Origin of the sequence: Halodesulfurarchaeum formicicum, from assembly GCF_001886955.1 — an archaeon.
Lineage (GTDB): Archaea > Halobacteriota > Halobacteria > Halobacteriales > Halobacteriaceae > Halodesulfurarchaeum > Halodesulfurarchaeum formicicum.
This window is the reverse complement of record NZ_CP016804.1, coordinates 2,038,272-2,063,927: the sequence shown is the minus strand read 5'-3', so window position 1 is coordinate 2,063,927 and position 25,656 is coordinate 2,038,272. Positions and strand designations below refer to the sequence as shown.

General features: G+C 65.9%; 35 protein-coding genes, 1 tRNA gene and 1 pseudogene. 15 read left to right on the top strand and 22 right to left on the bottom strand.

The window, feature by feature from the left end; genetic code table 11:
* Position 1 precedes the first annotated feature (1 nt).
* Complete coding sequence (locus HSR6_RS10650; protein WP_070365855.1) at positions 2-1,231, bottom strand: argininosuccinate synthase; 1,230 nt, start codon at positions 1,229-1,231, stop codon at positions 2-4.
* Positions 1,232-1,533: 302 nt separating this feature from the next.
* On the opposite strand from HSR6_RS10650, the gene HSR6_RS10645 reads away from it, so the two are divergent.
* Both HSR6_RS10645 and HSR6_RS10640 read left to right on the top strand, forming a co-directional pair.
* Positions 1,534-1,725 (top strand): hypothetical protein, encoded by a 192-nt coding sequence (locus tag HSR6_RS10645; protein ID WP_070365854.1) that lies wholly within the window; start codon positions 1,534-1,536, stop codon positions 1,723-1,725.
* Between the two features lie 38 nt (positions 1,726-1,763).
* On the top strand, positions 1,764-2,279 hold the full coding sequence (locus tag HSR6_RS10640; RefSeq protein WP_071933590.1) for a 2'-5' RNA ligase family protein: 516 nt from the start codon (positions 1,764-1,766) through the stop codon (positions 2,277-2,279).
* On the opposite strand, the gene HSR6_RS10635 is transcribed toward HSR6_RS10640, so the two are convergent.
* Entirely contained in the window at positions 2,280-4,451 is a 2,172-nt protein-coding gene (locus tag HSR6_RS10635) for an ATP-dependent DNA helicase (RefSeq protein WP_071933589.1), read from the bottom strand.
* A gap of 87 nt (positions 4,452-4,538) precedes the next feature.
* On the opposite strand from HSR6_RS10635, the gene HSR6_RS10630 reads away from it, so the two are divergent.
* Together HSR6_RS10630 and HSR6_RS11310 are read left to right on the top strand one after the other, a co-directional pair.
* Entirely contained in the window at positions 4,539-5,081 is a 543-nt protein-coding gene (locus HSR6_RS10630) for a metallophosphoesterase (protein WP_070365851.1), read from the top strand.
* 133 nt (positions 5,082-5,214) lie between these two features.
* Complete coding sequence (locus tag HSR6_RS11310) at positions 5,215-5,346, top strand: DUF7859 family protein (RefSeq protein WP_257785454.1); 132 nt, start codon at positions 5,215-5,217, stop codon at positions 5,344-5,346.
* On the opposite strand, the gene HSR6_RS10625 is transcribed toward HSR6_RS11310, so the two are convergent.
* On the bottom strand, positions 5,347-6,360 hold the full coding sequence (locus HSR6_RS10625; protein WP_071933588.1) for a threonine aldolase family protein: 1,014 nt from the start codon (positions 6,358-6,360) through the stop codon (positions 5,347-5,349).
* Between the two features lie 150 nt (positions 6,361-6,510).
* Between HSR6_RS10625 and HSR6_RS10620 the strand changes: the two genes are divergently transcribed.
* The 5 genes from HSR6_RS10620 (at position 6,511) to HSR6_RS10605 (ending at position 8,512) form a co-directional block, all read left to right on the top strand.
* Positions 6,511-6,975: an OsmC family protein gene (locus HSR6_RS10620; RefSeq protein WP_070365849.1), complete on the top strand. Its 465-nt coding sequence runs from the start codon at positions 6,511-6,513 to the stop codon at positions 6,973-6,975.
* A gap of 44 nt (positions 6,976-7,019) precedes the next feature.
* Positions 7,020-7,169, top strand: coding sequence for a hypothetical protein (locus HSR6_RS11040; RefSeq protein WP_158514147.1), 150 nt, complete (start codon positions 7,020-7,022; stop codon positions 7,167-7,169).
* 48 nt (positions 7,170-7,217) lie between these two features.
* Positions 7,218-7,496, top strand: coding sequence for an amphi-Trp domain-containing protein (locus tag HSR6_RS10615; protein WP_070365848.1), 279 nt, complete (start codon positions 7,218-7,220; stop codon positions 7,494-7,496).
* Between the two features lie 50 nt (positions 7,497-7,546).
* Positions 7,547-7,789 (top strand): hypothetical protein, encoded by a 243-nt coding sequence (locus HSR6_RS10610; RefSeq protein WP_070365847.1) that lies wholly within the window; start codon positions 7,547-7,549, stop codon positions 7,787-7,789.
* Positions 7,790-7,861: 72 nt separating this feature from the next.
* Complete coding sequence (locus tag HSR6_RS10605) at positions 7,862-8,512, top strand: DUF998 domain-containing protein (RefSeq protein ID WP_083426137.1); 651 nt, start codon at positions 7,862-7,864, stop codon at positions 8,510-8,512.
* A 328-nt stretch (positions 8,513-8,840) separates the two neighbouring features.
* Here HSR6_RS10605 and HSR6_RS10600 read toward each other — a convergent pair.
* Positions 8,841-8,945: transfer RNA gene (locus HSR6_RS10600), tRNA-Arg, on the bottom strand.
* Between the two features lie 96 nt (positions 8,946-9,041).
* Between HSR6_RS10600 and HSR6_RS11175 the strand changes: the two are divergent.
* Positions 9,042-9,590 (top strand): annotated as a pseudogene (locus HSR6_RS11175) (AAA family ATPase); the annotation flags it as partial.
* A 408-nt stretch (positions 9,591-9,998) separates the two neighbouring features.
* Here HSR6_RS11175 and HSR6_RS10590 read toward each other — a convergent pair.
* Genes HSR6_RS10590 through HSR6_RS10580 form a run of 3 tightly spaced genes read right to left on the bottom strand, consistent with a single transcriptional unit; the run spans position 9,999 to position 12,587 of the window.
* Entirely contained in the window at positions 9,999-10,568 is a 570-nt protein-coding gene (locus HSR6_RS10590) for a magnesium transporter (protein ID WP_071933586.1), read from the bottom strand.
* The gene (locus HSR6_RS10585) at positions 10,569-11,141 is read right to left on the bottom strand and encodes a magnesium transporter (protein WP_071933585.1); all 573 of its coding nucleotides are present in this window, start codon (positions 11,139-11,141) and stop codon (positions 10,569-10,571) included.
* 57 nt (positions 11,142-11,198) lie between these two features.
* Positions 11,199-12,587, bottom strand: coding sequence for a signal recognition particle protein Srp54 (locus HSR6_RS10580; protein ID WP_071933584.1), 1,389 nt, complete (start codon positions 12,585-12,587; stop codon positions 11,199-11,201).
* Between the two features lie 96 nt (positions 12,588-12,683).
* Here HSR6_RS10580 and HSR6_RS10575 point away from each other — a divergent pair, with 96 nt between their 5' ends.
* A complete protein-coding gene (locus HSR6_RS10575) occupies positions 12,684-13,163 on the top strand; it encodes a hypothetical protein (RefSeq protein ID WP_071933583.1) in 480 nt (159 codons plus the stop codon).
* Here HSR6_RS10575 and HSR6_RS10570 read toward each other — a convergent pair.
* From HSR6_RS10570 to thpR, 7 genes are read right to left on the bottom strand one after another with little or no spacing between them, the layout of a single operon-like run.
* A complete protein-coding gene (locus HSR6_RS10570; RefSeq protein WP_070365841.1) occupies positions 13,157-13,387 on the bottom strand; it encodes a DUF7385 family protein in 231 nt (76 codons plus the stop codon). The two genes, HSR6_RS10575 and HSR6_RS10570, sit on opposite strands and share 7 nt — an antisense overlap.
* 41 nt (positions 13,388-13,428) lie before the next feature.
* The gene (gene ftsY, locus HSR6_RS10565) at positions 13,429-14,439 is read right to left on the bottom strand and encodes a signal recognition particle-docking protein FtsY (RefSeq protein WP_071933582.1); all 1,011 of its coding nucleotides are present in this window, start codon (positions 14,437-14,439) and stop codon (positions 13,429-13,431) included.
* Between the two features lies 1 nt (position 14,440).
* Positions 14,441-14,890: a prefoldin subunit alpha gene (pfdA, locus tag HSR6_RS10560; RefSeq protein ID WP_071933581.1), complete on the bottom strand. Its 450-nt coding sequence runs from the start codon at positions 14,888-14,890 to the stop codon at positions 14,441-14,443.
* 45 nt (positions 14,891-14,935) lie between these two features.
* A complete protein-coding gene (locus tag HSR6_RS10555; RefSeq protein WP_071933580.1) occupies positions 14,936-15,604 on the bottom strand; it encodes a translation initiation factor IF-6 in 669 nt (222 codons plus the stop codon).
* 2 nt (positions 15,605-15,606) lie between these two features.
* Entirely contained in the window at positions 15,607-15,888 is a 282-nt protein-coding gene (locus tag HSR6_RS10550) for a 50S ribosomal protein L31e (RefSeq protein WP_070365837.1), read from the bottom strand.
* Between the two features lies 1 nt (position 15,889).
* The gene (locus HSR6_RS10545) at positions 15,890-16,042 is read right to left on the bottom strand and encodes a 50S ribosomal protein L39e (protein ID WP_070365836.1); all 153 of its coding nucleotides are present in this window, start codon (positions 16,040-16,042) and stop codon (positions 15,890-15,892) included.
* Between the two features lie 57 nt (positions 16,043-16,099).
* Positions 16,100-16,654 carry an RNA 2',3'-cyclic phosphodiesterase gene (thpR, locus tag HSR6_RS10540; protein WP_071933579.1) on the bottom strand — a complete coding sequence of 185 codons (555 nt, stop codon included), beginning with the start codon at positions 16,652-16,654 and terminating at the stop codon, positions 16,100-16,102.
* Between the two features lie 54 nt (positions 16,655-16,708).
* Here thpR and HSR6_RS10535 point away from each other — a divergent pair, with 54 nt between their 5' ends.
* On the top strand, positions 16,709-17,446 hold the full coding sequence (locus HSR6_RS10535; protein ID WP_071933578.1) for a tetratricopeptide repeat protein: 738 nt from the start codon (positions 16,709-16,711) through the stop codon (positions 17,444-17,446).
* Complete coding sequence (locus tag HSR6_RS10530; protein WP_071933577.1) at positions 17,443-17,733, top strand: DUF424 domain-containing protein; 291 nt, start codon at positions 17,443-17,445, stop codon at positions 17,731-17,733. Before HSR6_RS10535 ends, HSR6_RS10530 begins: the two co-directional genes overlap by 4 nt.
* Here the strand turns inward: HSR6_RS10530 and HSR6_RS10525 are convergent, their stop codons facing one another.
* Positions 17,734-18,753, bottom strand: a complete 1,020-nt coding sequence (locus tag HSR6_RS10525; protein WP_071933576.1) for a lysylphosphatidylglycerol synthase transmembrane domain-containing protein — start codon at positions 18,751-18,753, stop codon at positions 17,734-17,736. It abuts the gene before it with no gap.
* Positions 18,754-18,811: 58 nt separating this feature from the next.
* Positions 18,812-19,687, bottom strand: a complete 876-nt coding sequence (locus HSR6_RS10520) for an alkaline phosphatase family protein (RefSeq protein WP_070365831.1) — start codon at positions 19,685-19,687, stop codon at positions 18,812-18,814.
* Between the two features lie 123 nt (positions 19,688-19,810).
* On the opposite strand from HSR6_RS10520, the gene HSR6_RS10515 reads away from it, so the two are divergent.
* Together HSR6_RS10515 and sufU are read left to right on the top strand one after the other, a co-directional pair.
* Positions 19,811-21,058, top strand: a complete 1,248-nt coding sequence (locus HSR6_RS10515; RefSeq protein WP_071933575.1) for an aminotransferase class V-fold PLP-dependent enzyme — start codon at positions 19,811-19,813, stop codon at positions 21,056-21,058.
* 52 nt (positions 21,059-21,110) lie between these two features.
* Positions 21,111-21,530, top strand: a complete 420-nt coding sequence (gene sufU / locus HSR6_RS10510; protein ID WP_071933574.1) for a Fe-S cluster assembly sulfur transfer protein SufU — start codon at positions 21,111-21,113, stop codon at positions 21,528-21,530.
* Positions 21,531-21,534: 4 nt separating this feature from the next.
* Here the strand turns inward: sufU and HSR6_RS10505 are convergent, their stop codons facing one another.
* From HSR6_RS10505 to pspAB, 6 genes are all read right to left on the bottom strand, one after another.
* On the bottom strand, positions 21,535-21,945 hold the full coding sequence (locus HSR6_RS10505) for a DUF1641 domain-containing protein (protein ID WP_158514146.1): 411 nt from the start codon (positions 21,943-21,945) through the stop codon (positions 21,535-21,537).
* A 12-nt stretch (positions 21,946-21,957) separates the two neighbouring features.
* Complete coding sequence (locus HSR6_RS10500; RefSeq protein WP_070365827.1) at positions 21,958-23,097, bottom strand: NAD(P)/FAD-dependent oxidoreductase; 1,140 nt, start codon at positions 23,095-23,097, stop codon at positions 21,958-21,960.
* 1 nt (position 23,098) lies between these two features.
* Positions 23,099-23,338, bottom strand: coding sequence for a sulfurtransferase TusA family protein (locus HSR6_RS10495; RefSeq protein ID WP_070365826.1), 240 nt, complete (start codon positions 23,336-23,338; stop codon positions 23,099-23,101).
* 10 nt (positions 23,339-23,348) lie between these two features.
* On the bottom strand, positions 23,349-23,747 hold the full coding sequence (locus HSR6_RS10490; RefSeq protein ID WP_070365825.1) for a DsrE family protein: 399 nt from the start codon (positions 23,745-23,747) through the stop codon (positions 23,349-23,351).
* A 150-nt stretch (positions 23,748-23,897) separates the two neighbouring features.
* On the bottom strand, positions 23,898-24,932 hold the full coding sequence (radA, locus tag HSR6_RS10485; protein WP_071933572.1) for a DNA repair and recombination protein RadA: 1,035 nt from the start codon (positions 24,930-24,932) through the stop codon (positions 23,898-23,900).
* A 126-nt stretch (positions 24,933-25,058) separates the two neighbouring features.
* On the bottom strand, positions 25,059-25,655 hold the full coding sequence (gene pspAB, locus HSR6_RS10480) for a PspA-associated protein PspAB (protein WP_071933571.1): 597 nt from the start codon (positions 25,653-25,655) through the stop codon (positions 25,059-25,061).
* Between the last annotated feature and the right edge of the window lies 1 nt (position 25,656).

The window sequence follows — 25,656 nt, the reverse complement described above, 5'->3', positions numbered from 1 at the left end:
CTCAGGTGTCGGTCTCGATGTCGGCCGCGAAGTCCGAGACGTCAGTCGAGGCCTGGATCGTGGCCGCGAGGCGGTCCTGGAAGCCGTGGTACTTCGCAAAGCCGGTGGCGTCGCCCTGCTCGATGTCGCCCATGACGGCCTGGGTGTTGAACGAGGCGGCGGCCTCGGAGTAGACCGCGTTGTCACTTTCGCGGGCGACCGGGCGGGCCTGGCCCCCCTCGAACTTGATCGTGACCGTACCGGTGACCTCGGTCTGGGTGTCCTCGATGAACGCCTCCAGACTGTCGACGAGCGGCGAGGCCAGCAGGCCCTTGTAGGCCTTCTCGGCCCACGCGTCGTCGACGGTCTGCTTGAACTGGATCGTCTCGGCGGTGAAGACATACGACTCCAGGGCTTCGTGAGCGGCGAGCAGCGTCGTCGCCGCGGGGTGCTCGTAGTTCTCCCTGACTTTCAGCCCGAGGATGCGGTCTTCCATCATGTCGGTCCGGCCGACGCCGTGGGCCCCGGCGACCTCGTTGAGCGTCGTGATGAGTTCGACCGGGTCCATCGCCTCGCCGTCGAGTGCCACTGGGACGCCCTGCTCGAACTCGATCTCGATCAGTTCGGTCTCGCCGGTCGGCTCCTCGGTCCACGCGTAGATGTCCTCCGGCGGCACATAGCCCGGGTCCTCAAGGTTGCCGCCCTCGATCGAGCGGCTCCAGAGATTCGTGTCGATCGACCAGGTGCCGTCGTTGCCGCTGTCGACGGGCAGGCCCTTCTCCTCGGCGTACTCGATCTCCCATTCGCGGGTCAGGTCGAGTTCGCGGACGGGGGCGATGACGTCCATGTCGGACTGGCGCCAGACGGCCTCGAAGCGGAGCTGGTCGTTGCCCTTGCCGGTACAGCCGTGTGCGAGGCCCTCGGCTCCGATGTCCTCGGCGACCGCCTGGATCGTGGCGGCGATGACCGGCCGGGCCAGGGCGGTCCCCAGGGGATAGCCCTCGTAGGTGGCGTTTGCCTTGACGGCGTCCATGAGGAGGTCGCCGAAGGCCTCGGTGGCGTCGACGACGTAGTGTTCGACGTCGAGTGCCTCGGCGGTGGCTTTGGCCTCCTCGAACTCGGCTTCGGGCTGGCCGACGTCGACGGTGACGCCGACGACTTCGTCGTAGCCGTACTCTTCTTGCAGCAGCGGGACGGTGACGGTCGTGTCGAGCCCGCCCGAGAAGGCGAGCACGACGGTGTTCTGTGTCATTGTGATGGTGGTGTGGGTTGGTAATTCGACGATCACTGATCGACGGACGATCCCCCAACAACTCGCGGGTGGCGACAGATCAGGACGGTGTGGATGATTCTGGGGTCAGCGAGACCCCGCTCGTCGTCGAGAAACGGAAAGAAGGGGCCCCCGGGTACGGGCCTGCGAGCGACGCCGTGCGTTCGGGGGGAACATCGTATGTCTTCATATCGAGTCGGACTATTTGAATCCTTCTCTTTGCGTGGCAGGCGATCACGCGTCGGTGGCCGGATTTTTAAGGCGGCTTCCCATACGCCCGCCCAATGAATCAGTCCGGTCTCGACACGATGACGGTCCTCAAGGTGCTGCTGGCGGTGGCGGCGTTCGTCGTGGGATTCGTGGTCCTGGGGGCGTTCGTCCGGGTGCTCGGGCGGTTGATCTGGCTCTCGGTCGGCCTGCTGGTCTTTGCCGTCCTGGGGTTGGTCGCGCTCCGACTGCTCCGGGACCTCCTGTAGGCCGGCGAATTTTTACCCGACGCATGCCTACGCCGGCTGTGTACAGCGTCAACGTCCCGGTTCCGCCTGCCGTCCGGGACCTCGCCCGTGAGCTTCGACCCGCGCTCACGTCCTTCGAGCGAATCCGGCCCGCACGGAGCCGAACGCTCGTACTCAAACGGCTCCCGGCGGCAAACCGGCGTGAGTATCTGCAGGACGCCCGGCGGGCCCGAGCGGCCCTCGACGGGGCGCCCGCCTTCGAGGCCGAAATCACGGGGCTGGATGTCTTTCGCGAGCCACCGACCGGGACCGCCCCGGTTGCCTATCTGGCGGTCGAGAGCCCCGGCCTCTCCCAGCTCCACCAGCGGCTCGTCGACGAGTTCGGGGCGATCGAGGGGCTGGAGGGTCAGGGGACGTACACCCCCCACGTTACCTTGGCCCGTGACGGGCCCGCGACGGCTGCTGACTCGCTTTTGGAGCGTGAGATCGAGCCGGTCCGGTTCACCGTCGACACGCTCGAACTCTACGACAGCGATCACAGCGAGCGGGTCGAGTCGATCTCGCTGCCCGCCTGATCAGGGCGTCGGCGGCTGTCCGTCCCAGGCGTCCCGGTCCCGGAAGAAGTTCAACATCGCGTACTTCAGCTTGCTCGGCTCGACGTCGATCAGCTCGGCCCGTTCCTCGGGCGGGAAGTCGGGATTGACCGTGTAGTCCGGGAGCTGTGTCCGGGATGCTGGCGTGTAGCGGCGATCGATGAGCGCCCGGACGCCGATATCGGAGGGCGATCGGATCACCCGTCCCAGTGCCTGTCGGGTCTTCCTGACCGTGGGGATCTCGACGGCGTAGCGCCAGCCGGCCTCGGGCTCGCGGTCGCCGAACACCTCGTCGTAGGCATCCTGGATGGCCTCGCTGCGCTCGTCGAGGCGGGGATACGGGACGCCGACGACCGCGACCGACCGGGCGTCGTCGCCGTCGAAGCTGACCCCCTCCGCGAGCGTGCCCCAGAGGGAGGTGAACAGCACGCCGTCCGTCCGCTCGACGAAGGACTGTCGCTTCTCCTCCACGGCGACCCCCGGCTCGTCGAGGAAGAGCGTGGCGTCGAGTGCCCCCGAGAGTCGGTCGTAGTACCGCTCGGCCTCGGCGTAACTGGGGAAAAAGAGCAGCGTGTTCCCGGGGGTGAACCGGACCACGTCCGAGAGGGTGTCCGTGAGGACCTCCTGGATGCCGGGATCATCCCGCCGGCTGGCGAAAAGCGGCGGCACGTCGACCGCGAACGTCCGGCGGTTCTGTTCGGGGAAGGTCAGCCCGAAGGCGAGTTCGGCGGGGTCATCGAGTCCGAGGACCTCCGAGAGCACGTCGAAGGGTCGCAGGGTCGCGCTCATCAGGACCGTCGCGTGAACCTCCTCGAAGAGCGTCTCGGTCACTTCACGCGGGATGCAGTTGAAAAGCTCCGCGCGGCCGTAGACCTCGTTCGTCGACTCGTCACGTCTGATGCCGAGTGTGGGGTACTGCCCGGTCTCGTCGCCCTCTTCCAGGTAGCCCTCGATGAAGTCCGCCGCAGCGAGTGTCTGGGACTCCCGACGGGTGTCGGCGTCTCCCTCCCGGTAGGCCGTCTCGTACTCCTCGTCCAGAGCCGTCCCGAGTTTCAGCGCCTCGTCCAGATCCGTGCTGATCCCGGGGCCGGTGTACCGGTCGAGGAACGCCCGTGTCAGATCGTCCCGGCCAGTCTCGTTCGCGACCGGCACGTCCTGCCAGGTGGACCCGACCCGCTCCCGGTCGCCGAACCCCAGATTCGCCTCGTAGGTCTCGATCAGGGCGTCCTGGAAGGGTTGGATGATCCGGAGTGCAGCGTCGGCCCGCGAGTCCTCGACATCCCCGGCCTCGTTTGCGGCCTCCGCCAGCGTGTTCTCGGTCAGCGTTCTGGTGGCGTGGTCCCGGGCGGCGTCCTCGACGTTGTGTGCCTCATCGAAGACCGCGATCACGTCCTCGGGGTCCCGGTCGAGCCACCGGAAGAACTGGCTGCGGATGACCGGATCGAGGAGGTGGTGGTAGTTCGCCACGACCAACTCGACGCCGTCCAGCCCCTCTTTGAGGCGCTCGTAGCCACAGACACCCTGTTGCTCGGCGTAGCTATAGACTTCCGTCGGCGTGCGCACGTCGTCAAAGAGCCAGGAGACAAAGGCGTCCCCCGCCCGGGTCAGGTTCGTCCGGTAGTGCTCACAGGTGTTCGAGTCCTCCAGGTTCGCCCGCTGTTCTTCGAGCGCTTCGATCTCTTCGAGGACCGACTGGCGCTTCTCGGTCGCCGACTCCGAGCCGGCCTGGGCCTGATCGAGCAGCCGTCGTTCGCGATCTTTGAGTTCGTCGAGTTCTTCCTCGAGTTCGACCAGATCCCGGGTCGTATCCCGCAGGACCTGACACTCCTCGTAGCCTACGTCGATGTGACACATCGAGGATTTGCCCTTGAACACGGCACTCCGGATGGGCGTCTCGGCGTGGATCTCGCGGGCCTCCTCGACGAACTGGTGCATCTGCTGGTGGACGTTCGTCGTGATGACGACGGTCTTGTCGTGTTCCCGCGCGTACGCGAGTGACGGTGCCAGGGCGGCGAGGGTCTTCCCGGTGCCCGGGGCCCCCTCGAAGAGCACGTCCCGGCCGACCTCCAGGGCGTCGGCGATGACGTCCATCGCCTCGGCCTGATTCGGGTAGGGCTCGGGTTTCGGGAAGAACCGTTCGTACTCGGCTGCCACGTTCCCCAGTCACGCCCACTCCGGTATAAACCTCTTCCCACGGGAGTCGGTGGAAACTCTCAGGTGCCTGGCCCGCCGACCTCGTCCATGATCGTGGTCGTCTCGGATACACATCGAAGCGAGCGACCCGGACTCACGGGCTCGCTTCGGGAGGCCGTCCGGAGCGCCGACCGGGTGATTCACGCGGGAGACTTCACCACGGAGGCGGTGCTCGATGGCTTTCAGTCGGTTGCCTCCTCGCTCGTCGCCGTGGCCGGCAACCGGGACAAGCCAGGGGTCCAGGACCGGCTCCCGACGGCTCGAACGCTCACGACCGGGGCGTTCACGGTCGCGGTGACCCACACCCAGCGCGGGGGGCAAACCGGCCTCACGTATTTCGGGGCCGAGCGGGGCGCTGATCTGGTGATCTCCGGACATACCCATCGACCGCATCTGCACACTGGGGACGGGCCAGCCCTCCTCAATCCGGGGAGCCACGCCGATCCCAGGGGCGGTGACCCGACCTACGCAACCCTCGAAAAGCGCGAGGGGGCGCTCAGGCTCACGATCCGGGACACGACGGGCGCCGAAAAGCGGTCGGCTCGGCTGGAGGGCCGAGTAGCGGGCGGGAACGGCACGAGTGGGCACTGAACCCGGGCGGTGGGGAAACGGGTTCGCCCCGGGTGACATGAGGGACCCGTTCAAGAAATCCCCGGCGGAGCCTCAAACGCGTCTTTGAGTGTCCGACGAAACGGCTTTGTCCCTGCCAACCCCAGGTTCGAACATGGTCGACGTTGGACCGGTCTTCTACCTGATACTGGCCGCACTGCTCCTGTTTTTCTTCTTCATCTATCTCATGATCCGTCGCACCGTTCTCGGGTTCAAGGAGGGCGTCGATCGGAGCCGGGATCGCTGATCAGAACCGCGTCTGGACGGCTTCGATCGCCGCCTCGATGTCCGCAGCAGTCACGTCCCAGTGAGTGACAAAGCGAGCGGTGTAGGGGCCGAACTCGGAGGCCTGGACGCCTTCGTCCTCGATCGCTTCCAGGAACGTCGACGCGGTCACGTCGAGCCCGGCGGTGTCCGCGAGCACGATGTTGGTCTCCGGCGGCGTCACCGCGAGCCCCTCGATTTCGTCGAGGCCGGCCGCGAGCGTCGTAGCGTTCTCGTGGTCCGTTTGCAGGTGATCCCGGTTTTCGAGCGCCAGCAGGCCCGGCGCGGCGACCATGCCGGCCTGCCGCATCCCGCCGCCCAGGAGCTTTCGAATGCCGATCGCCGCCTCGATGAAGGCCTCCGACCCCGCGAGCATCGACCCGATCGGCGCACCCAGCCCCTTCGAGAGACAGAACATCACCGAGTCGACGGGCTCGGTGTACGCCGTCACGTCGACGTCGTTCGCGACGGCCGCGTTGAACACCCGGGCCCCGTCGAGATGGACGGGCACGCCAAGGTCGTGGGCGGCCGCGACCGTCTCGGCGAACGCGTCGGGATCGAGGGCCAGGCCGCCACGCGCGTTGTGCGTGTTCTCCAGGCTGAGCAGGCCAGTTTCGGGCCGGTGGAGTCCTCCCTCCAGATACGCCGCCTCGACCTGTTCGGGCGTCGGTAGCCCCCGTTCGGCGTCGATCGTCCGGATCTGGAGCGCGGAGTGCTGGGCGAAGCCGGCCCGCTCGTATCGGACGACGTGGCTCTCGCGGTCGGTGATGGCCTCCTGCCCACGCTCGGTGTGGACCCGGGCGGCGATCTGGTTGCCCATCGTCCCGGACGGGACGAACAGTGCTGCCTCGGCCCCGACGATCTCCGCGGCCCGGGCTTCGAGTTCCGCGACGGTCGGATCGTCTCCGTGGACATCGTCACCGACCGCAGCGTCGGCCGCGGCCTCGCGCATCTCGTCGCTTGGGCGGGTGACGGTATCACTTCGCAAGTCGATCATATCCGATGCTGGGTGGGCGGCCGTTAAACGAATGACGGTCCGCTCGCCGGCCCGCTCTGCGATCGTGTCACTTATTTCCATGAAACATTATCACACCCAATCGCCACCTCGATGGACAAATATAGGGCATTTGGGCTCCAAAGTGGGAGTATGGCAGAAACAGACGCGAAAAGTGAACACACAGTTTCGTACTCGATTTCGGCCGAGAGCAAGACCGCGACGCACACGGTTATCGAGGCCCGGGACTTCGAGTTCTCCGTCGACGAACCGACCAACGTCGGTGGCACGAACGCCGGCCCGAACCCCGTCGAGTACATGCTGGGGGCGCTGGCGGGCTGTCTGAACGTCGTTGGCCACACCGTGGCCGAGGAGATGGACATCACCGTCCGGAACATCGCCGTCTCCATCGAGGGCGACCTCGACCCGCGGAAGTTCATGGGTCGGGCCGAGGAGCCGCGTGCGGGGTATCAGGACGTGCGGGTCGACCTGACGGTCGACTCCCCGGCCGACGAGGCGACCCTGGCGGACTGGCTCGAGACCGTCGAAGCACGCTGCCCGGTCAGTGACAACTTCCAGAACCCGACGCCAGTCTCGCTTTCGGTCACGAGCGACTGATCGCCGGGCAATCCTTCAAGGCCGTCCAGCCCATACGGCTCGCCGTGCCCGATATCGAGTGCCCGGAGTGTGATCGTGCGATCGCGATGCACGAACTCGAAACGAGAACCGTCGCGAAACCGGAGGGTTTCGAGACCTCCTATCGCTGCCCGTACTGTGGGGCGGACTTCGAAGACGTGTCGGACCTGCTGTAAGTTATTTCTACTTATGGTTTTAAGCCCGAGCCGCGCGTAGGATGTAGCATGGGAGAACTCGAAACCGAAGCCGAAAAGACTCGCAAGCAGATCGCCCTCTACCTGCGGGATCTCGCCGACCAGCTGGAAGCCGATGGCGCCGTCTGTCTGGACCTCGGGGGGAAGGAGGTGGTGTTGAACCCGACCGATCCGGTCACCTTCAAGCTGGAGGGTGAGTCGGACTTCTCGGCGGGCGAGACGGAGGCCAAACAGAGCATCGAACTCGAACTGGTCTGGCGGACGCCCGCGAGCACGCCCGAGGAAGGCGAACTGACGATCGAGGAGTAGTCCGACCGGCCAGCTGAAAGATTGATAGGCGGGTGACCCATTCGCCCGCCATGAACGAACTCGTCGCCGATTTCGCGGGCGAACTCGTCTCGCTTGTGGCGGTCGCGATCGGTTCAACGCTGTTTACCGCCCTCGGATTGCTAGGCGAACAGGCCGCGCTGTCGAACATGATGACCGGGAGCCTGGCCCTCGGGGCCTGGGAACTCTTTATCGGTGCCTGGGCGCTGTTCGTCGGGGTGTACCTGCTCGGGATCAAACAACTCGTGCCGCGAGCACAGGCGCTGCTCGCCTGAGCCTCCGTTCGGTCACCAGTTTCGGAGAATCGGCCCGCTCCTTTACTGTCACTCCACTCATAGGTAGTGGGTATGACAGCTGAGAATCACACGGGGCCGGTACCGACCCAGGGGATGTCCGCCCGCTCGCTCGCGGGGTTGGGGACCGCTCTCGCAGGAATCCTCGCCTTCATGGGGATCATCACCGGCGAGGTGCTCTACCCGAACTACTCCACTCGCCAGGACATCAGCGACCTCGGTTCGACACGCCCCCCGAACCCGGTCATCCACGAGCCGGCCGCGACGATCTTCAACTCCACGATGGTGATTTCGGGGCTCTGCCTGCTGGTCGCCGCGTACTTCGCGTACCGGGCGATCGGTCGGGCGGACTTCCCCGTCCTGCTCGGCGTGTTCGGCCTCGGCGCGCTGGGGGTCGGCCTGTTCCCGGGAAATGTCACCCCTTGGCATGGACTCGCCGCCTTGCTCACTTTCTTCGCGGGTGGCCTGACGGCCATCTATTCGGTCCGAATCGTAGACCGCCCCTTCGCGGTGCTCTGTGGGCTCCTGGGTGGGATTTCCCTTACCATTCTCGTGAGCCTGATCGCGCTCGGTATCGCTGGCGTGCCCCATCCGCTGGATTTCCTCGGCTCCGGCGGCGTGGAGCGCTGGGTCGCCTATCCGCTCCTGCTCTGGGCGGTGGTCTTTGGTGGGTATCTGCTGGGTGTGGATTCGACTGTAGGGTAGGATTGGGATCGATTTTCAGCAACGCGGGCACGGTGGGATTTGAACCGAAGGAAGACTCGCTCCCGATGGTCGCTCCTCTTCCAGGGCCCGAATCCCCTGCGTGCCGGTTCGCTCGTTTCACTCGCTGCACGGGCACGGTGGGATTCGAACCACCTGAAGACGCTCACTTCGTTCGCGTCTTCCGTACTTCGAATCCGCAGCCGGTTCTCCGCTCGCTTCGCTCACGGGAGAACACGGGCACGGTGGGATTCGAACCATGGTCGGAGCAAAGCTCCTCCCTGATTCAAATCTCGTGTGCCGCTGCTCCTCACCTTCGTTCGTCGCAGAGCGGGCACGACGGGATTTGAACCCGCGACCGTCGGATGTCTCCCCCACACAGCCAGGCTGCCCGGGTTAGAAGTCCGACGCTCTGTCCGGACTGAGCTACGTGCCCTCGAACTCGCGTTCGGTGCCCGGCGTAATATGTGTTACACTCGCCAACCGGCCCGGAGCGGAACCAAAAAGACCCGGCCCCGTCTATCCCGGAGCAATGACTGTTATCGGGATCGTCGGCCTGCCGGGCAGCGGCAAGAGCGAAGCCGCGACGGTGGCCCGCGAACTCGGCCTGCCGGTGATCACCCTGGGGGATATCGTCCGCGAAGAGACCGAACAGCGGGGGCTTGACCCCAGCGCCGACCACGGCCAGGTGGCCCAGGCCCTCCGCGAGGAGGAGGGCCTGGCGGCTATCGCCGACCGCGCGCTGCCCGCGATTCGAGACGCTCGCCGGGATCACGACGCGGTGGTCGTCGACGGTATCCGGTCGGGCCACGAGGTCGAGCGCTTCGAGGACGCCTTCGGCGATGACTTCCGACTGGTGGCGATCACCGCGCCGGACGAACTCCGCGCCGAACGCCTGGAAGTTCGCAACCGCGACTCCGGGGCCGAGTCGGGCGGGGAGACCCTCGCCGATCGGGACGAACGGGAACTGGGCTTTGGCATCCGTGAGGCGATGGATGGTGCCGAGGTTACGATCGAGAACGACGCCTCGCTGTCGGCCTTCCGGGACGCTGCAAGTGAGGTCTTCGAGGAGGCCATCGAGGGCTTTGTCTCCCGGATCGAGGTGACCGTGGAGGCCCCCGTCAACGAGACCGAGGTCCCCGACCGGGTCGCCGAGGCCGTCGCCGAACTCTTCCCGGAAGCCGAAATCGAGGTGGCCGAGGACCGGGTGCGGGCGACCAGCTATCAGCTAGCCCACTTCCGGGAGCGGCTCTTCGAACAGCGGATCCTCGACACCGCCCGCCAGGAGTTCTTCGAGCGAGCGGGGCCACGTGGTTTTGCCTTCGAACTGAAAAAACAGGCCGCTCGTCAGGACGTGATCACCTTCTCGGTGGGGCGGCCGGACGAACTGGGCGCGATCGAGGTCGCGGTGACCGTCCACGAACCCGACGTGGAGACCTTCATCGATCACCTCGCGCCGGCGACCGAGGACGGGACCCCACTGTCCTGATCAGGTGAAGGCTGACACGGTGAGAAAGAGCATGACGACCCCGAACACGTCCGCGAGCACGGTGACCACCGGGATCACCACGTCGTCGGGGTCCAGGCCGGCCTGGTAGGCCCCGTAGGTCGTCAGCACGGTGGCGACGATCGCGACGACAGCGAGGCCAGCCCCGCTGGTCGTCGAGATGAGGACGACCCGCCAGAGCGGGAGGACGACCCGCCCAGTCACGAGCGCGAGGATCCAGGCCCCGGCCCCGACGAGGGGAAAGAGCGTGAGTGCGAGGGCCACCGTCGCCAACGAGTGGCCACCCAACTGCTCGTCGCGGAAGCGAAAGGAGAGCGTGCCCAGGTGAAACGCCGTCGAGAGGCGCGAGGCGAGCAAACTGCCCAGGTTCCCGGCGGTTCCGATGGTGACCGGGACGAGGATCAAAAGCGAGGGGTACTGGTAGAGCGCCTCCTCGAAGGTGGCAAGTAGCAGCCCGGAGCCGACCGCGACGGCGGTGAGCAGCGTGAGCGTCGGCAGGGTGGCCCGGGAGATCGACCGGAACGTCCAGTGGCTGCCTGGCTGGGACTGCATCTAGACCCCCCCGACGACGATCCGGACCGCGAGCAACAGGAAGGCGATGCCGATGACGTCCCCCGTGGTCGTCACGAGCGGCCCCACCAGCGTGTCGGGGTCGATCCCACGCCGGAAACCCAGGAACATCACGCCGATGACGACGGCCGCGAGCGCGAGCCCGGAGAGAAACGCCGCGATGAGCGCGATTGCCAGGAGCTCCCAGAGTGGGGCCACCCCCTGGCCGAGCGCGAGCATGGCCAGGACGGTGAGAACCGCGGCGAATCCGCTCGCGAGGAGGTTGTTCGACGAGGCCGCGGCGGTCGCCGCCTGCAGCCGCTCGTCGTCCATCTGCAGTTCGGGGCCAACGAGCCCCTGGTGGAGTCCGGAGGCGATCCGCGCGGCGAAGGCCCCGAAGACGTTCCCCCGGGTGGCCAGCAGGGCCGGCACGAGGACCAACAGGCCACGAGTCCGCTCCAGATCCGCCTCCATACCCGTCAGCACGAGTCCGGCGAACAGGCCCCCGACGGCGGCCACCAAGAGCGGGCCGAGTGCCTCGCGGTAGGCTGCCCGGGCCAGCGAGGCGACTGTCATCGTCGGTACGACGTTCGCACCGGGCAAAAAGGGTCCGTCCGAAACCCGGGACTGGCCTTATCCGAGCGGCCCCATGTCCCCGAGGTCGCCGCCGGGCCCGCCACCGCCCTGCATCTGTTTCATCATCCGCTCCATGTCCGCATCGCCCATGCCCTGGAACTGCTTGAGCGCCCGCTCCATCATCCGGTACTGCTCGAGGAGTTCGCGCACGTCGTCCACGTCGGTGCCGCTGCCGGCGGCGATCCGTTTCATCCGGCTGGCACCGATCGACCGGGGGTTCTCCAGTTCGTCTTCGGTCATCGAGTCCATGATGACCTCGAAGGTGCGCATGCGCTCCTGGGTCATGTCCATGGCCTCGTCCGGGAGTTGGTCCATCATGCCCCCTCCGAGCCCGGGCACCATGTCAAGGACCTGGGAGAGCGGCCCCATCCGGTCGAGGGCCTGCATCTGGTGGCGCATGTCCTTGAGGGTGAAATCCCCCTCCAGCATGTCCTCGGGGTCCCAGTCCTCCTCTTCGGCCTCGGTCTCCTCCATGGCGCGCTCGACGCGCTCGGTGAGCTGCTTGAGATCGCCCATCCCGAGGAGCCGGGAGATGAAGCCCGAGGGCTCGAACCGCTCGATGTCCTTGACCGTCTCGCCGGTCCCCAGGAAGGCGATCGTCGAGTCCGTCTCGTTGACGGCGGTCAACGCGCCGCCACCCTTCGCCGTCCCGTCGAGCTTGGCGATGGCGACGCCGTCGATCCCGATGGCCTCGTCGAACCGCTGGGCCTGCTCTTTGGCCCCCTGGCCGATCGCGGCGTCGAGCACCAGCAAGTTGCGATCCGGTTCGACGGCGGCCGCGATGGCCTCGATCTCGCCGATGAGCCCCTCCTCCAGGGCGTGGCGACCGGCGGTGTCGACGATGCGAACGTCGGCTTCGGCCGTGGCTTCCATGCCGTCCCGGGCGATCTGAACCGGGTCGTCGGCGTCCGGGTCGCCGTAGAAGTCGACTTCCGCACGCTCGGCCATCTCCTTGCCCTGGTCGTAGGCCCCTGGGCGGAAGGTGTCGGTCTGGATGACCGCGGGCCGCAGGCCCTTCTTCGAGAACCACCAGGCCATCTTGGCGGCGGTGGTGGTCTTTCCCGAGCCCTGGAGGCCGGCCAGGAGGATCGTCTGTTCTTCGAGGGGGACCTCGGTGGACTCGCCCACCAGATCGACCAGTTCCTCGTAGACGATCCGCAGGACGTGATCCCGGGCCGTGGTCCCGGCCGGCGGCTCCTCGTCCAGGGCGCGCTCGCGAATGGCGTCCGAGAGGTCCATCACCAGGCCCGTGTCCACGTCGGCCTGGAGCAGCGATCGCTGGATCTGGGTGACGACCTCGTCGACGTCCTCCTCGCTGATACGGGATTTCCCTCTGAGGTCGTCCAGCGTCGACCTGAGCGAACTCCCGAGATCGTCGAGTACCATCTTGTTACCCGTAGTAGGCTCGCCGAGCGGTAAAGGTCTAACCGTGTGCCCACGGGGGAGGGGCCGATTTATCCGGCTGTGCGTCGAAGGCAGGGTGTGTCACAGACGCCGGTCTTCATCACGCGGCCGCTGCTCGCGGTGTTGCTCGAACTGGCGGCCGACGCGAGTCCACAGTCGGTGACCGTCTCGCTTTCAGCGACTGCCGCTGCCGATCTGGACCCCCAGTCGGCCCCTGCAGAGGCCAAAAGCGACGGGTCGGTTCGCCGACTTGACGACCTCGAGCCCGACACGCCGGTGTTCTCGGACTTCTACTTCCCCGACGTGGGCAACGCACTGGAGTTCGTCTTCGGCGTCGACCTCGGGACGCCGGCCGGGCAGACACAGGCCCGCTTTCTCTCCCATCCCGACGGGAACCCGGAGTTGAGCATGCGGGACGATCTGCACGCGACGGTGCTGGTGGCGGTGCCACCCTGGGAGCCGGCGACCGTCGTCGCCTTCGGTCGGAACGGGACCGAACGCTCGCTTGTCACCGTCGCGGCCGTGGCTCCCGAGACTGATTTCGACGCCGATTATTGATGGGTAAAGAGCATCGGCTTTTGCTCCGAGGTTCGGGAGACACAGATGTCCAGTGGCTCTGAGAGCTCCAGGCTCGTGCTCTGGCCCGTGACGATCACGAGGTCGGCGAAGGGCTCATCACACACCGGACAGGGGATCGAGGTGGTGTTCTGATAGCGCTTCATCGACTCGGTCTCCTCACGGGGCGTGAGGTAGCTGACGAGCTCGTCGTAGTCCTCGTCCATACAGACCCCTCGTGGCCGACCCCGAAAGCGTTTCGGCCCGACTACTCGCCCAGCAACTCCTCGACCACCGCTTCCGGGTCGAAGACCTGCAGGTCGTCATAGCCCTGGCCGGTGCCCAAAAAGAGGATCGGTGCGCCAGTGACCTTCGCGATCGAGATGGCCGCGCCGCCGTGGGTATCGGCGTCGGCCTTCGTGAGAATCGCGCCGTCGATGTTCGCGGCGTCGTCGAACTCGGCCGCGCGGTTGACCGCATCCTGGCCGGCGACGGCCTCGTCGACGAAGATGGTGAGGTCGGGTTCGACGACCCGGTCGATCTTCGAGAGCTGGCTCATCAGGTCGTCGCTCGTGTGGAGTCGACCGGCCGTGTCCCCCAGCACCACGTCGATGTCGTTGGCCGTGGCGTACTCCACAGCGTCGTAGATCACGGCCGCGGGGTCCCCACCCTGTTCGTGGCTGATGAGCTCTCGATCCAGCCGGTCGGCGTGGACCTCGATCTGCTCGTTCGCCCCGGCGCGGTAGGTGTCCCCGTTTGCGAGCACCGAGGAGAACCCACGCGATTCGAGGTACTTCGAGAGCTTCGCGATCGTCGTGGTCTTCCCGACGCCGTTGACGCCGGTGAAGACGATGACGACCGGTTTGTCCGCCACTGTCAGCCGCTCGACGAAGTCGAACTGCCCCACCGAGACGACATCCAGCAGGGCCTCGCGCAGGGCGTCCTCGATCAGGGACTCCGTGCTGTCGGTGATGGTCTTCTGTTCGCCGACAAGTTGGGCCTCGATGCCGTCGAGGATCTCCTCGGCGACTTCCATCTCCACGTCGTTCTCCAGCAGTGCCATCTCGAGGTCCCAGAGCGGGCCCTCCAGGTCGTCGGCGTCGAGGATGACCTTGCCGGTCGCCAGTGATTTGGCTCGGTCAGTAAACGAGGGATCCGCCGACTCCTCGGCGGCTGCGTCGGGGGCCTCCGAATCGGCCTGGGCGTCCGCTTGTTCCTCGGCGACGTCCGCGGCGTCCTCCCGGAACGCGCCCAGCTTCTCCTTCAGCCCGTCGAACATCCTACTCCTGCTGGTCGCCCTGCATCTGGGCCTGCTGCTGGAGCATCTGCTGCTGGGCCTGCTGGGCCTGCTGTTCGAGCTGCTGCTCCTGCTCGTCGAGTTCGGACTCTTCTTCCCGGAGCTCCTCGATGCGCTCGTCGACTCGTTCCTTCTTGGTTTCGAGGGTCTCTGCGGCCTGTTCGCGGTCCTCGGTCGCCGCGAAGTTCGCCCCGAGCGAGACGACGATCTCGTCGGCGTCCTCGATCGTGGCGCGGACGAAGGCGTCCCCGCCGAGCGGGACGTGCACGGTCCCACCGGTTTCGAGCGCGTCGAGGCCGTCGATGGCCTCGTCGATCTCGCGTTTCTCCTCTTCGAGTGATTCGACTTCCGCTTCGAGTTCTTCACGTCGCTCCTGCAGTGCCTCCATCTCCTGCTGAAGCGCCTGAAGCTGACCGCCGCCTCCCATACTCATGCTCGAAAAGGGGGTTTTGCGTCGGAAGTATCTTCCTACTCGGGACTACTGGTCGATGTAGCCCAAAGCGTCCTCGATGCGGCCCAGTTCCGGGCCCGTGGTGTCCTGGCCGACCACGTATCCGGTCGCGTTTGCGACGAGGCCCGAGCCGACGAGCTGACCGCCGTAATTGACCGTGCCCACATCCGCCGGTACCGAGAGGGCGGCTTCCACGGCGTCGAGTTCCGCGTCGGTCGACTGTGGATGACAGAGCACGCCGCGATTTGTCGCCACGGCGGCGGTGCCAACCGTCGCGACGCCGCCGAGTTCGCCCCGCGAGACGGGCACGTCGAGGGTCGCTTCGACGATTTCGACCGCTTCCGCGGAGAGTTCCGGGTGGCTGTACGCACCGTGGTCGTTGGCGAGGATCACGTTCCCGGCGGCGTTGATCCGGCCCGGGAGTCCCGCGACCGGGAGCCCCGTTTCCTCGGTGAGCCGGTCGCGCTCGCGCTCGGTCACGCGCTCGCTGACGACGATGCCGTTTTGGTTCGCCACGAGGAGTGTCCCGACGGTACCGGCCCCGTCGATCGTGGTCTCGATGACCGGAACCGCAAGCTCCTCGCGGACGGGGTCGATGATCTCCGCGTCGAGGTCCGGTCGCACGACCGCGAACTCGTCAGTCGCGGCCAGGTAGACTCCGACGTACGACGACCCGTAGAATGCAGTGCGAAGCACTCTCAGGACTCGGCGTGTTCGGCCTCGACCACCGCGCTGCCTTCCTCCTCGAAGCGGGCCGCTCGGACGCGGACCTTGCTCGGCGGGTTGGCACGGCCACGGGCCCAGACGGCCTCGTTGATCGAGGGGTCCAGTCGGACCGCATCCTCGTCGACCTTGAAGTGGGTGGCGAGGTGTTCGCGCACGAGGGACATGGCCTTGTCCCCGCGCTTGCTCTTGGACGACGCGTTGACCTTGCGGAGGGGCACCGTGACGATGCGCTCCTCGAAGTCGCTCGCGCTCATGTTACTCGTCCGTGTCGCTTCGCCGCCAGTGGCGACGCTGCGGGTTGCGCTGGGTTTCCTGGTCGGTCTTCATGATGACCCAGGCCGGGACCCGGCTGTTCTGCCGGTCCAGCTTGGCCAGTCGCTTTTTCTTGGCCTTCGTCTTCTTGCTCATGGTGGGCTGAGATACTGTCTCTACTCCTTAAAACGTTGTCCGTTTCCCGCTGCCCACTCAGAGCTCGACACGCTCGACGGTCTCGTAGACCGGTCCCTCGCTTTTCAACCGGCTCTCGGTCAGGTTCACGGCCTCCACGGTCGTCGTCCCGACGGTCGGTTCTCGCTCGCGCACCAGTTGTTGGACCAGTTCTTTGCCACCCGCGTGTTTCATCCGCGCCAGCGTGACATGGGGCGTGAAATCGTGGGTTTCGGGTTCGAAGCCCAACTCGACCAGCCGCTCTTCGATCGGGGCCTGTAACGCCCGGAACTGCTCGCCACCCTGGCCCACCCCGAGCCAGAGCACGCTGATGTACTCCATGGAGGGAAACACGCCCAACCCCTCGAAGGTGGCCTCGAACGGCCCCACACCCGCCGTTTCGACGGCGGTTTCGAGGGCCGTCGTGATCTCCCCGACCCGGTCAGGATCGGTGTCTCCGAGGAACTTCATCGTGACGTGGGCCTGCTCGGGATCGGTGAAGTCGAGTCCGGAGGCTCCCTCGAAGGCCGCCTGGAGGTCGGCGATCGGCTCGGCGAAGGCTGTCGGCAGGTCGACGCTGACGAACAGTCGCATAGCGGCGTTTCGCGGGCCGGTGGCCTTAACCCTCCGTCTCTCATATCCGGCGACATGACTGAGGACGACGAGCGACACGAGTTCTCTTCGGGCCAGGGATTCGAGGAGCCCTACGAGGGGTTCGACCTGGATCCGCCGGAACTCGACGTCGAGGACCCCACGCAGGTCGACCCGGTGGACTCCCGGGCGCTCACGGACCTGCTCGATGACCGAAACATCGCCGCCGACGAGGTCGATCCCGACCAGCTCATCGACGTCGGCATCGAGTACATGTCGATCAACCGCCACGAACAGGCCGTCGAGACCTTCGAGCGGGCCGCCCGGTACGCCGAGGACGACACCCGCGAGGCCGAGGCCTGGGTCAGCAAGGGGATCGCCCACGGCGAACTCGAGGAGTGGGACGCCGCCGTCTCCGCCCATCGCGAGGCGTTGCACGTCGACGAGGACGGCGAGTTCGCCGCCCTGGCCCACACGAACCTGGCTTACGCGCTCTGGGAGCGCGGCGAGACCGAGCCCGCCTTCGAGCACGCCGAGGACGCCGTCAAGGCCGACCGACGGGTCCCGCAGGCGTGGTACAACCTCGGATTCATTCAGGTCGAGCAGGGCCGCCACGAGGACGCCCTGGAGTGTCTGGACAACGCGATCCGCCTGGGCTTTACCGAATCTTCCGTGTACGAGGAGAAGGCCCGGGCCCTCGAAGGCCTCGAGCGCGACGAGGAGGCCGCCGAGATGCGCGAGACCGCGACGGAGATGCAGGAAGCCGAAGAGGAGCGCCTCGTCCAGCAGGAATGATCCTCTCGGAACGACGGACGGATCAGGGGCTGCTGGTCACGGTCTGTGACGCCGAGGTGCTGGGCGAGACCTTCGAGGACGATTCGGTCTCCATCGAGGTCACCGAGGACTTCTACGGCGGTGAGCCAGTCGAGACCGAGACCGTCGTGGAGGCCCTCTCGCGGGCGACGATCGCGAACCTCGTCGGCCGGGAATCAGTGGCCCTCGCCATCGAGGAGGGATTCGTCGACGAGGAGCGAGTCCTCGACGTGGGCGAGACCCGACACGCTCAGTATCTCCGCCTGTAGCTACCCCAACCGGGCCCGCGCACCCAGAGTGAGTGACACGCCGCCGCCCAAAAGCGTGGGCAGCCAGTAAGTCGCCGCCCGGTGGAGCAACACGGCGGCGGTCGCCAGGCCGCTATCGACCGGTGTCGTGGCAACCAAAAGCGCCACGAGTGTGGCCTCGATGCTCCCGAATCCGCCGGGAAGGGGCATGAAACCGGCGAGCTTTCCGACCGGAATGACGACCAACAGCGTCGCGAGTGGGACTGGGCCGCCCAGGCCCCACAGCGCGACCGCGAGTGCCCCGACCTCGAAGAGCCAGCCGGCACTCGAAAAGCCAAGTGCCGTGACGAGCGTCACCCGATCCGACGCCACTCGACCCAGATCGGCCCTGAACGTAACGTATCGCTTCCGGGCCGCCTGCAGGAATCGGGAGGCGGCCGCCGGGAGCGCCTCGCCGAGTCGGTGGAGGCCCCGCTGAATCGGGGATTCGATCCGTTCGATGATCGACCGCCGATACCGCAGCCCGATTCCGGCCAGGGCCGTGAGCAGGGCCGCGATTCCGAACACGGCCAGCACGACCTGGGTCAGCTTGCGGTTCGGCGAGAAGACAGTGACGGTCAAAAGCGCCCCGAACACCGCGATCGAGATCGAGGTGAAGATGTGGGCCGCATCGACGGTCGCGATGGCCGCGAGCGCCGATTCGTATCGCGTGTCGGTCACCCGGTTGATCACGTAGGCGGTGACTGGCTCGCCCCCCGCCTGACCGAACGGGGTGACGTTGTTCGCGAACATCGCCGAGGCGTACAGGGCGATCCCCTTGGGACGGCTGACGGACACGCCGAGCGAGCCAAGCACTGTGCGAAGGGAGAGGCCCCAGGCGGTGATCTGTGCGAGGCCGAAGGCCGCGACAAGCCCGACTAGCTGGGGGTTCGCTGCCGAGAGGGCCTGTCCGATGCGTTCGACCCCGACGAAGGAGAGCAACACCCCCATCACCGCGAGCGAGCCGAGAAATCCGACGAACGCGACCTGGCGGCGTCTCACACTCGCTCACCACCGGACTCGAACCAGCCGGCGACCGTCCGCGACCCCTCGATCGACATCACTCCACGCGAAGCCAGGGGACCTCGACCAGCGGCGGGATGTACGTCTCGATGTGATGCTCCCAGACCCCCTGCTCGCCGAAGGCCTCCCCGTGGTCGGCGGTGACCACGACCTCGCCGTCGAGTTCCGCGACGAGCTTCTCGACCTCCGCCAGGGCGAGTCGGAGGTTCCCCTCGTAGTACTCCCGGAGGGTGTCCTCGATGCCGCCGCTCACGAGGTCGGTGGCGCTCGCGGCGTCGAGTTCGACGAGCATCCCGAGTCGCTGGGCCAGTTCGCTGTCGCCGAGTTTCGGCTCGATCCAGCGCCGGAACCGTCCCAGCAGGGTCTCCGGGTCGGTCTCGCTTGCATTGCCGCTCTCGGGCACGTCGTCGAAGCCGGCCTTGATCCGCTTCATCTTCCGGCCGGTTCCCTCCTGGATGAACGGGGCATGGGGCTGGAGGTAGTGGACGACCAGGCGCCCGTCATAGCCCTCGTTCAGGTGTCTGCGAGCCGACTCGGTCACCGCGCCCGGCGTGACCGCACCGATGTCCTCGTCCCACTCCTCCTGCCAGAGGTCGACGATGGTGTCGATGTGCTCGGTGGCGGTCCACTCGTAGCCCGAGGAGGCTCCCCACTTGAGTTCGTTGAGCGGGATGCCCAGGCTGTTGATGAAGGGGTTCGCCGAGAGGTAGGTCAACTCGTGGTCGCCGGTGAACGTCTTGGTCGCCCATTCGGGCGTTGCAGAGCCCGGACTGCGGACTTTCGTCAGTTCGCCGTCCAGGTATTCCTCGTAGATCCGCTCGAAGGTGTCATAGCGGGCCGCGTCCAGCACGATGAGGTAGTCCCAGTCCGTTCCCACGACGTCCTGCTCCGGGAGTGTGTCGAGTTCGCTCATAGTAGTCTCAACGCGGCCTCGTTGGCCGAACTTCGCCACTCGGCGGGTAAAGTATTGTGATACCGCGATGTTCGCCCGAGCCCACCGGGAGACACTTGGGGATCGGTCCCCAATCGAGGGCCAATGACGGCCACGGAGCACCAGGGACTCGACGTCGAGGCCGTGCGCGCGGACTTCCCGATCCTCTCCCGGACGGTCGGCGAGGACACGCCACTGGTCTATCTGGACAACGCGGCGACGACCCAGTCCCCCACCTCGGTCATCGAGGCGATGAACGAGTACTACCGGACGTACAACGCGAACGTCCATCGGGGCATCCATCAACTCTCGATGGAGGCCTCGATCGAGTACGAGGAGGCCCACGACCGGATCGCCCGCTTCATCGGGGCCGCGGGCCGCGAGGAGATCGTCTTCACGAAGAACACGACGGAGTCGATGAACCTGGTCGCCCAGGCCTGGGGCCGGGAACACCTCGAACCCGGGACCGCCGTGGTCCTCACAGAGATGGATCATCACGCCTCGCTGGTCCCCTGGACACAGATGGCCGAGCGGACCGGCGCGGAAGTCAGGCACATTCCGATCGACGACCACGGGCGACTCGACCTGGAGCGGGCCGCCGAGTTGATCGACGACGACGTCGAGATGGTGAGTGTCCCCCACGTCTCGAACACGCTGGGCACGGTCAACCCGCTGTCCACGCTCGCGGATATGGCCCACGAGCACGACGCCCTGATCCTGGGCGATGGAGCCCAGGCCGTGCCGAACCGACCGGTGGACGTGGCCGCCCTCGACGTGGATTTCTATGCCTTCTCCGGCCACAAGATGGCCGGCCCGACGGGCATCGGCGTGCTCTACGGGCGGGAGTCCCTGCTGGAGTCGATGGTGCCCTTCCAGTTCGGCGGCGGCATGATCGAGCGGGTCACCCTGGACGGGGCGACCTGGGCCGAACTGCCCTGGAAGTTCGAGGCCGGGACGCCGCCCATCGCCGAGGGGGTCGGGCTGGCCGAAGCGGCCGATTATCTGGATCATCTCGGGATGGACCGCGTGCAGGCTCACGAGGAGCAGATCACCCAGTACGCCCACGAGCGTCTCGCGGAACGGGACGACGTGACGGTGTACGGGCCGCCACCGGGCGAGGACCGTGGCGGGCTGGTCTCGTTCACGCTCGATGGGGTCCACCCACACGACCTCTCCTCGATCCTGAACGAGGCCGGCGTGGCCGTCCGGGCCGGTGACCACTGTACGCAGCCGCTGCATGACTGTCTCGGCATTCCCGCCTCGGCCCGGGCGTCCTTTTATGTCTACAACTCCACCGAGGAGGTCGACGTGCTCCTTGAAGGCCTGGACACGGCCCGAGAAATTTTCGCGTAAACTCGGCCCTCCGTAGCACCCTTGTACCCCGCTCGCCTACCCCCGTGTAATCATGAGTATGGGATCGGACATGTACCGCCAGCAGATCCTGGATCACTACAAGAACCCCCGCAACTACGGCGAACTCGACTCCCCGACCTTCAGCCACCGGGGGTACAACCCCTCCTGTGGGGACGAGATCGAGTTCGACATCGAACTCGCTGATGACGGGGAGACCATCGAGGCCGCGACCTTCCACGGCGAGGGCTGTGCCATCAGCCAGGCCGCGGCGAGCATGCTCGGGGAGCGACTGCCGGGGATGACACTTGCTGAAGTCGAGGCGATGGATCGAGAGGACATGACCGAGATGCTCGGCGGGGACATCAGCCCCATGCGGATCAAGTGTGCAGTGCTCGCGGAGAAAGTCGTCCAGGACGGTATCGAGATCTATCGCGGCGAGCGCGACCCGGAAACGACCGAAATCTCGGAGTAAGGGTCTAGGACTGGTCGTAGGCCTCGGCACGACGGTCGATCTGTCGACCGAGCGCACCCAGGAAAGCCATCAGGAAGCCCAGCCCGCGCTGGACGTCCTCGTCACGCATTTTCCGCACTGCGCCCATCATGCCGACCTTCTCGGGATCCTCGAAGGTGTCGGCCTCGTCCATCGCGTCCATCATGGCCTGGAGCGTGCGAATCGTGTTCGTCTGACTCGCGCTTCCGGCAACCAGGCCCAGGTCGTTCGCCAGCCCGGCGACCTCGACGACCATCTCGTCGTCGAGGGCGTCGGCCAGAAGCGAGATGGCCGTGGCCGCCTCGGTGAGGTCATCGAGAGTTCCGTCCTGCTGGAGTTCGACCATCGCGTCGGCCGCCTCCTGAATCGCTTCGGACTCGGCTTCGAGTTCGTCCATGTCATCTCCCATTTACATCACCCCTCTGGCGGTGAGCCAGTAGGCCTCGTTGTATCCCAGTTTCGACCAGTGGAGGAAGCGGTTCTCGTCCCGCACCACGGGTTCGCGGTCGTACGCGAACTCGATAAAGGTGCCCTCCTCCGTGCCGGCCTCGATGAAACAGATCGTCTTGCCGTCGAAGGTGGCGGTTGGGACCTGTCCGCGGACCTCACTCGCGATCCGGGAAACCAGTGTGCCGGACGCGTAGTGGGCCACGCTGCCGGCCTTGCTGGTCGGGAGGTTGGTCACGTCGCCGATGCCATAGACGTCTTCGGCGTGGTCGGATTCGAGCGTGTGACGGTCGACTTCCATCCACTCCTCGCCGAGGCCGGCGTCCTGCACGAGCGAGGACGCGGTGAACTCGGGGACCCCGACCATGAGGTCGAAGTCCAGTTCCTTGCCCTCGAGGGTCTCGATCGTGCCGTCCTCGACGCTGTCGACGTTGAAGAACGTCTTCGAGTCGATGTCACGCTCCTCGAATCGCGGGACCATCCACTCCGCCGTGGGGCGAACCCCGTGGAGGCGCTGGATGGGGTAGGTGTACGTGATGTCGATGTCCTCGCGGACGCCGCGTTCCCGGAACCACTGGTCGACGATCATGGGGAACTCCACCGGCGCCGCCGGACAGACGTGTGGCGTGCCGATGACCGAGAGGACGAGATGCCCCTCGTCGAAGTTCGCCAGGGCCGTCCGGAGGTCCTCGGCGGCCTCCGGGCCGTAGAAGTGATGGCCCGGCTCGTCGTCCCCGAGTCCGGGTGTCTCCTCGGGCTGGGGGATCGCGCCGGTCGCCATCACGAGGTAGTCATACTCGAGTTCGGACCCGGCGGCCGTCGCGATGGACTTGCTGTCCGTGTCGATGTCGGTGACGTGCTCGAAGACCAGGTTCACCCGGTGGTCGACCAGGTCGACCAGCGGTCGGCTGGCGTCTTCGAGGGTCGCCTCCCCGAACGGCACGTACAGATACAGCGGCTTGTAGATGTGGTTCGGGTTGTCACTGACGATCGTGATCTCGACCTCGCCGGCCTCGATCTGCGGTTCGAGCTCCTCGGCCAGGCGGTTCGCGGTGATCGTGCCACCGCTCCCGCCCCCGACGATGACGATTCGCGCTGTCATATCAGGTCTTTTTCACGTAGATCGTGTAGTACTCCCCGTTATCGTCGATGTCGAGGAGTTCGTGGTTCGCCTCTTCGACCCATTCGGGAACGTCGTTCTTCGAGCCCTCGTCGCCGGTCAGAAGGGCCACGACGGTGCCTTCCTCGACGTCTTTGATCTTGCCGATCAGGTCCATGAGGGGGCCCGGGCAGGCCGAGCCGCGTGCGTCTACCGTTTCGTCAGCTTCGATGGATTCGCTCATTGTTGTGTTGTTAGACGAAGATGATCTGTTTGTCTTGTGCGCGATTCAGGAACCCGGAGACGCCAAGCGTGTCGTCAAAGACGTCGACGTAATCGTCGAGGTCGTTGCCGAGCACGTCCATGGCCATCTCACAGGCGTACACCGAGAGCGGGCCGATGGCTTTTGCCTTCTCCAGCTGCTCGGTGAAAAGTGGGCTCTGCTGGTCCTCGGCCGCCAGCATCGCTTCGGCGACCCGACCGCCTTCGAAGTCCAGGTTCTCGACCGTGTCCTTCTCGAAGGCGTTGAGTCCGTTCATCGTCACGAACACCTCGACGGGGACGTCCGAGGAGGCAGCGACGCTTCCGATCATACTCACTGCCTGTACCCGCTCGAACTCCTCGGAGGCGAGGACGATTGCATAGCCGGTCATTCTGTTTTCACCACAGAGGCCCTACGGGTGCGAGTGTAGTAATGCATTTTCATTCCAACATTGTAGGAATCCGCCGGCCATAGAGAAACCCTTTAGTATATCAAAACGGGCTGGCTGCCTGGAGTGTACCCGCAAACGGAGAAAACGGCGTTATTCGGGCTTGAGGCCCCCGTCTTCTACACGCATCACGGCCTCACCGTCGGCGAGGTTCGGCGCGTCGACGAGTCGGACGATGCGTTTGTCCCCTTTGGACTTCCGGAGGTAGATTCGGAACGTGGAGGTGTGTCCCAGGATGTTACCGCCGATTGGCTTGGTCGGGTCACCGAAGAAGGCGTCGGGGTTTGACTGAACCTGGTTGGTCACCAGGACGGCAGTATTGTAGAGATCGCCGATCCGCATCAGGTCATGCAGGTGTTTGTTGAGCTTCTGCTGGCGGTCCGCGAGTTCGCCGCGACCCACGTATTCGGCCCGGAAGTGGGCGGTGAGCGAATCCACGTTGAGCAGCCGAACCGGCCACTCGCTGTCCTCGGCCTCCGAGGCGACCTCCTTTGCCTTCTCGGCCAGCAGGATCTGGTGGTTGGAGTTGAAGGCCTTCGCGACGTGGATCTTGTCGAGGATGTCCTCGACCAGTTCCTCCATCGCCGCCTCGTCGTCCGGTCCGCCCTCGATCTCGCGCTGTTCCATCGTCGCTTCGAGGGTGGCATCGGGTAGCCCCCGGACCATGTCGTCGATCCGCTCGGGGCGGAAGGTGTCCTCGCTGTCGATAAAGATCGCGCTGCCAGCCAGTCCGCCGTGTTCCTCGGGGAGCTGGACGTTCACGGAGAGCTGGTGGGTGATCTGGGACTTCCCGGACCCGAACTCGCCGTAGACCTCGGTGATGGACTGGGTCTCGCTGCCCCCACCCAGGAGCTCATCTACTTCATCGACCATCCAGGAGAGCTTCCCGATCTGCTCGCGGCGTTCGAGAACGTCACTCCCGGTCTCGAAGCCACCCACGTCGGCCTCCTCGCGGGCCGCGTTGATGATGTCCGCCGCCGTCGACTCGCCCACGTCGGCCGTGTTCGAGAGCTCGCCCGGGGAGGCGACCGCGAGGCCCTGGTAGGACTCGAACCCGGCGTCCTTGAGTTTGTCAGCCGTCGCCGGCCCGACTCCTGGCAGCTCCTCGAGATCCGCGTCACTTGCCATGCTCTCGGATTGTTCGGCCCGGGGGATAAACCCTCGTAAACACCAAAGTGAAAGTGAAACCGCCCGATGGAGCCGTGATAACTCGAGCCGAACGGGAACGTTTATCGGGAAAAACGAGTCGGCCGGTCACTCCCAGGGATGGGATCCGCGTCGGTCGGGCCAGAGGGGATACCAGTACTGCGTGTCCTCCTCCACGTCGAGTTCCTCGTCCATCACCGACTGGAGTTTGACCTCGCGAGCGTCGTCCCGGGCGGACGGGCCACTTGGGGCGAACGGGTAAAACGAACCACGGCGGAAGGAGTAGATCCAGTAGACGTCCTGGCCACTCGATTGGGGCTCGAAGTGAAAGACGGCGGCGAGGAGTCGGTCGCCGTAGCCCCGGTCGGCGAGCGTATCGGCAGCCACGTAGATGTCGGCGACGAGTTCCTCGAAGCCGTCGCGGGTCGCCACGGCCCAGGTGTACCCGTGGTCGTCCTCGTGCACGCTCGACCAGCCCGACCCCTCCAGGACGGCTTCGACGTCCCGCAGCGCGCCCTGGAAGTCCGTCGAGTCCATCGCCGAGAAGACCAGGCCGGCGGTGTCTCCCGGCTCATAATCCAGGTCGACGGTCATCGTGACCGAGGCGGCGGTCAACTGGAAGAGGTCGTCCGGGTCGGCGTCCCGGGTGGCATCAGCCTCGGCCTGGCTCCCGAAAAGCCGCCGAAATCTGTCGAACAGCCCCATC

Bases quoted from the DNA above. Each gene is read 5' to 3' on its own strand.
- ftsY (WP_071933582.1), bottom strand. From the start codon at position 14,439: ATGTTCGACGGGCTGAAGGAGAAGCTGGGCGCGTTCCGGGAGGACGCC.
- thpR (WP_071933579.1), bottom strand. From the start codon at position 16,654: ATGCGACTGTTCGTCAGCGTCGACCTGCCGACAGCCTTCGCCGAGCCG.
- HSR6_RS10550 (WP_070365837.1), bottom strand. From the start codon at position 15,888: ATGAGCGCGAGCGACTTCGAGGAGCGCATCGTCACGGTGCCCCTCCGC.
- HSR6_RS10585 (WP_071933585.1), bottom strand. From the start codon at position 11,141: ATGACAGTCGCCTCGCTGGCCCGGGCAGCCTACCGCGAGGCACTCGGC.
- HSR6_RS10590 (WP_071933586.1), bottom strand. From the start codon at position 10,568: ATGCAGTCCCAGCCAGGCAGCCACTGGACGTTCCGGTCGATCTCCCGG.
- HSR6_RS10580 (WP_071933584.1), bottom strand. From the start codon at position 12,587: ATGGTACTCGACGATCTCGGGAGTTCGCTCAGGTCGACGCTGGACGAC.
- HSR6_RS10515 (WP_071933575.1), top strand. From the start codon at position 19,811: ATGACGGCCACGGAGCACCAGGGACTCGACGTCGAGGCCGTGCGCGCG.
- HSR6_RS10535 (WP_071933578.1), top strand. From the start codon at position 16,709: ATGACTGAGGACGACGAGCGACACGAGTTCTCTTCGGGCCAGGGATTC.
- pfdA (WP_071933581.1), bottom strand. From the start codon at position 14,890: ATGAGTATGGGAGGCGGCGGTCAGCTTCAGGCGCTTCAGCAGGAGATG.
- HSR6_RS10615 (WP_070365848.1), top strand. From the start codon at position 7,218: ATGGGAGAACTCGAAACCGAAGCCGAAAAGACTCGCAAGCAGATCGCC.
- HSR6_RS11310 (WP_257785454.1), top strand. From the start codon at position 5,215: ATGGTCGACGTTGGACCGGTCTTCTACCTGATACTGGCCGCACTGCTC.
- pspAB (WP_071933571.1), bottom strand. From the start codon at position 25,655: ATGGGGCTGTTCGACAGATTTCGGCGGCTTTTCGGGAGCCAGGCCGAG.
- HSR6_RS10495 (WP_070365826.1), bottom strand. From the start codon at position 23,338: ATGAGCGAATCCATCGAAGCTGACGAAACGGTAGACGCACGCGGCTCG.
- HSR6_RS10605 (WP_083426137.1), top strand. From the start codon at position 7,862: ATGACAGCTGAGAATCACACGGGGCCGGTACCGACCCAGGGGATGTCC.
- sufU (WP_071933574.1), top strand. From the start codon at position 21,111: ATGAGTATGGGATCGGACATGTACCGCCAGCAGATCCTGGATCACTAC.
- HSR6_RS10645 (WP_070365854.1), top strand. From the start codon at position 1,534: ATGAATCAGTCCGGTCTCGACACGATGACGGTCCTCAAGGTGCTGCTG.
- HSR6_RS10650 (WP_070365855.1), bottom strand. From the start codon at position 1,231: ATGACACAGAACACCGTCGTGCTCGCCTTCTCGGGCGGGCTCGACACG.
- HSR6_RS10610 (WP_070365847.1), top strand. From the start codon at position 7,547: ATGAACGAACTCGTCGCCGATTTCGCGGGCGAACTCGTCTCGCTTGTG.
- HSR6_RS10520 (WP_070365831.1), bottom strand. From the start codon at position 19,687: ATGAGCGAACTCGACACACTCCCGGAGCAGGACGTCGTGGGAACGGAC.
- HSR6_RS10570 (WP_070365841.1), bottom strand. From the start codon at position 13,387: ATGGACGAGGACTACGACGAGCTCGTCAGCTACCTCACGCCCCGTGAG.
- HSR6_RS10505 (WP_158514146.1), bottom strand. From the start codon at position 21,945: ATGGACGAACTCGAAGCCGAGTCCGAAGCGATTCAGGAGGCGGCCGAC.
- HSR6_RS10625 (WP_071933588.1), bottom strand. From the start codon at position 6,360: ATGATCGACTTGCGAAGTGATACCGTCACCCGCCCAAGCGACGAGATG.
- HSR6_RS10530 (WP_071933577.1), top strand. From the start codon at position 17,443: ATGATCCTCTCGGAACGACGGACGGATCAGGGGCTGCTGGTCACGGTC.
- HSR6_RS10545 (WP_070365836.1), bottom strand. From the start codon at position 16,042: ATGAGCAAGAAGACGAAGGCCAAGAAAAAGCGACTGGCCAAGCTGGAC.
- HSR6_RS10500 (WP_070365827.1), bottom strand. From the start codon at position 23,097: ATGACAGCGCGAATCGTCATCGTCGGGGGCGGGAGCGGTGGCACGATC.
- HSR6_RS10620 (WP_070365849.1), top strand. From the start codon at position 6,511: ATGGCAGAAACAGACGCGAAAAGTGAACACACAGTTTCGTACTCGATT.
- radA (WP_071933572.1), bottom strand. From the start codon at position 24,932: ATGGCAAGTGACGCGGATCTCGAGGAGCTGCCAGGAGTCGGGCCGGCG.
- HSR6_RS10490 (WP_070365825.1), bottom strand. From the start codon at position 23,747: ATGACCGGCTATGCAATCGTCCTCGCCTCCGAGGAGTTCGAGCGGGTA.
- HSR6_RS10630 (WP_070365851.1), top strand. From the start codon at position 4,539: ATGATCGTGGTCGTCTCGGATACACATCGAAGCGAGCGACCCGGACTC.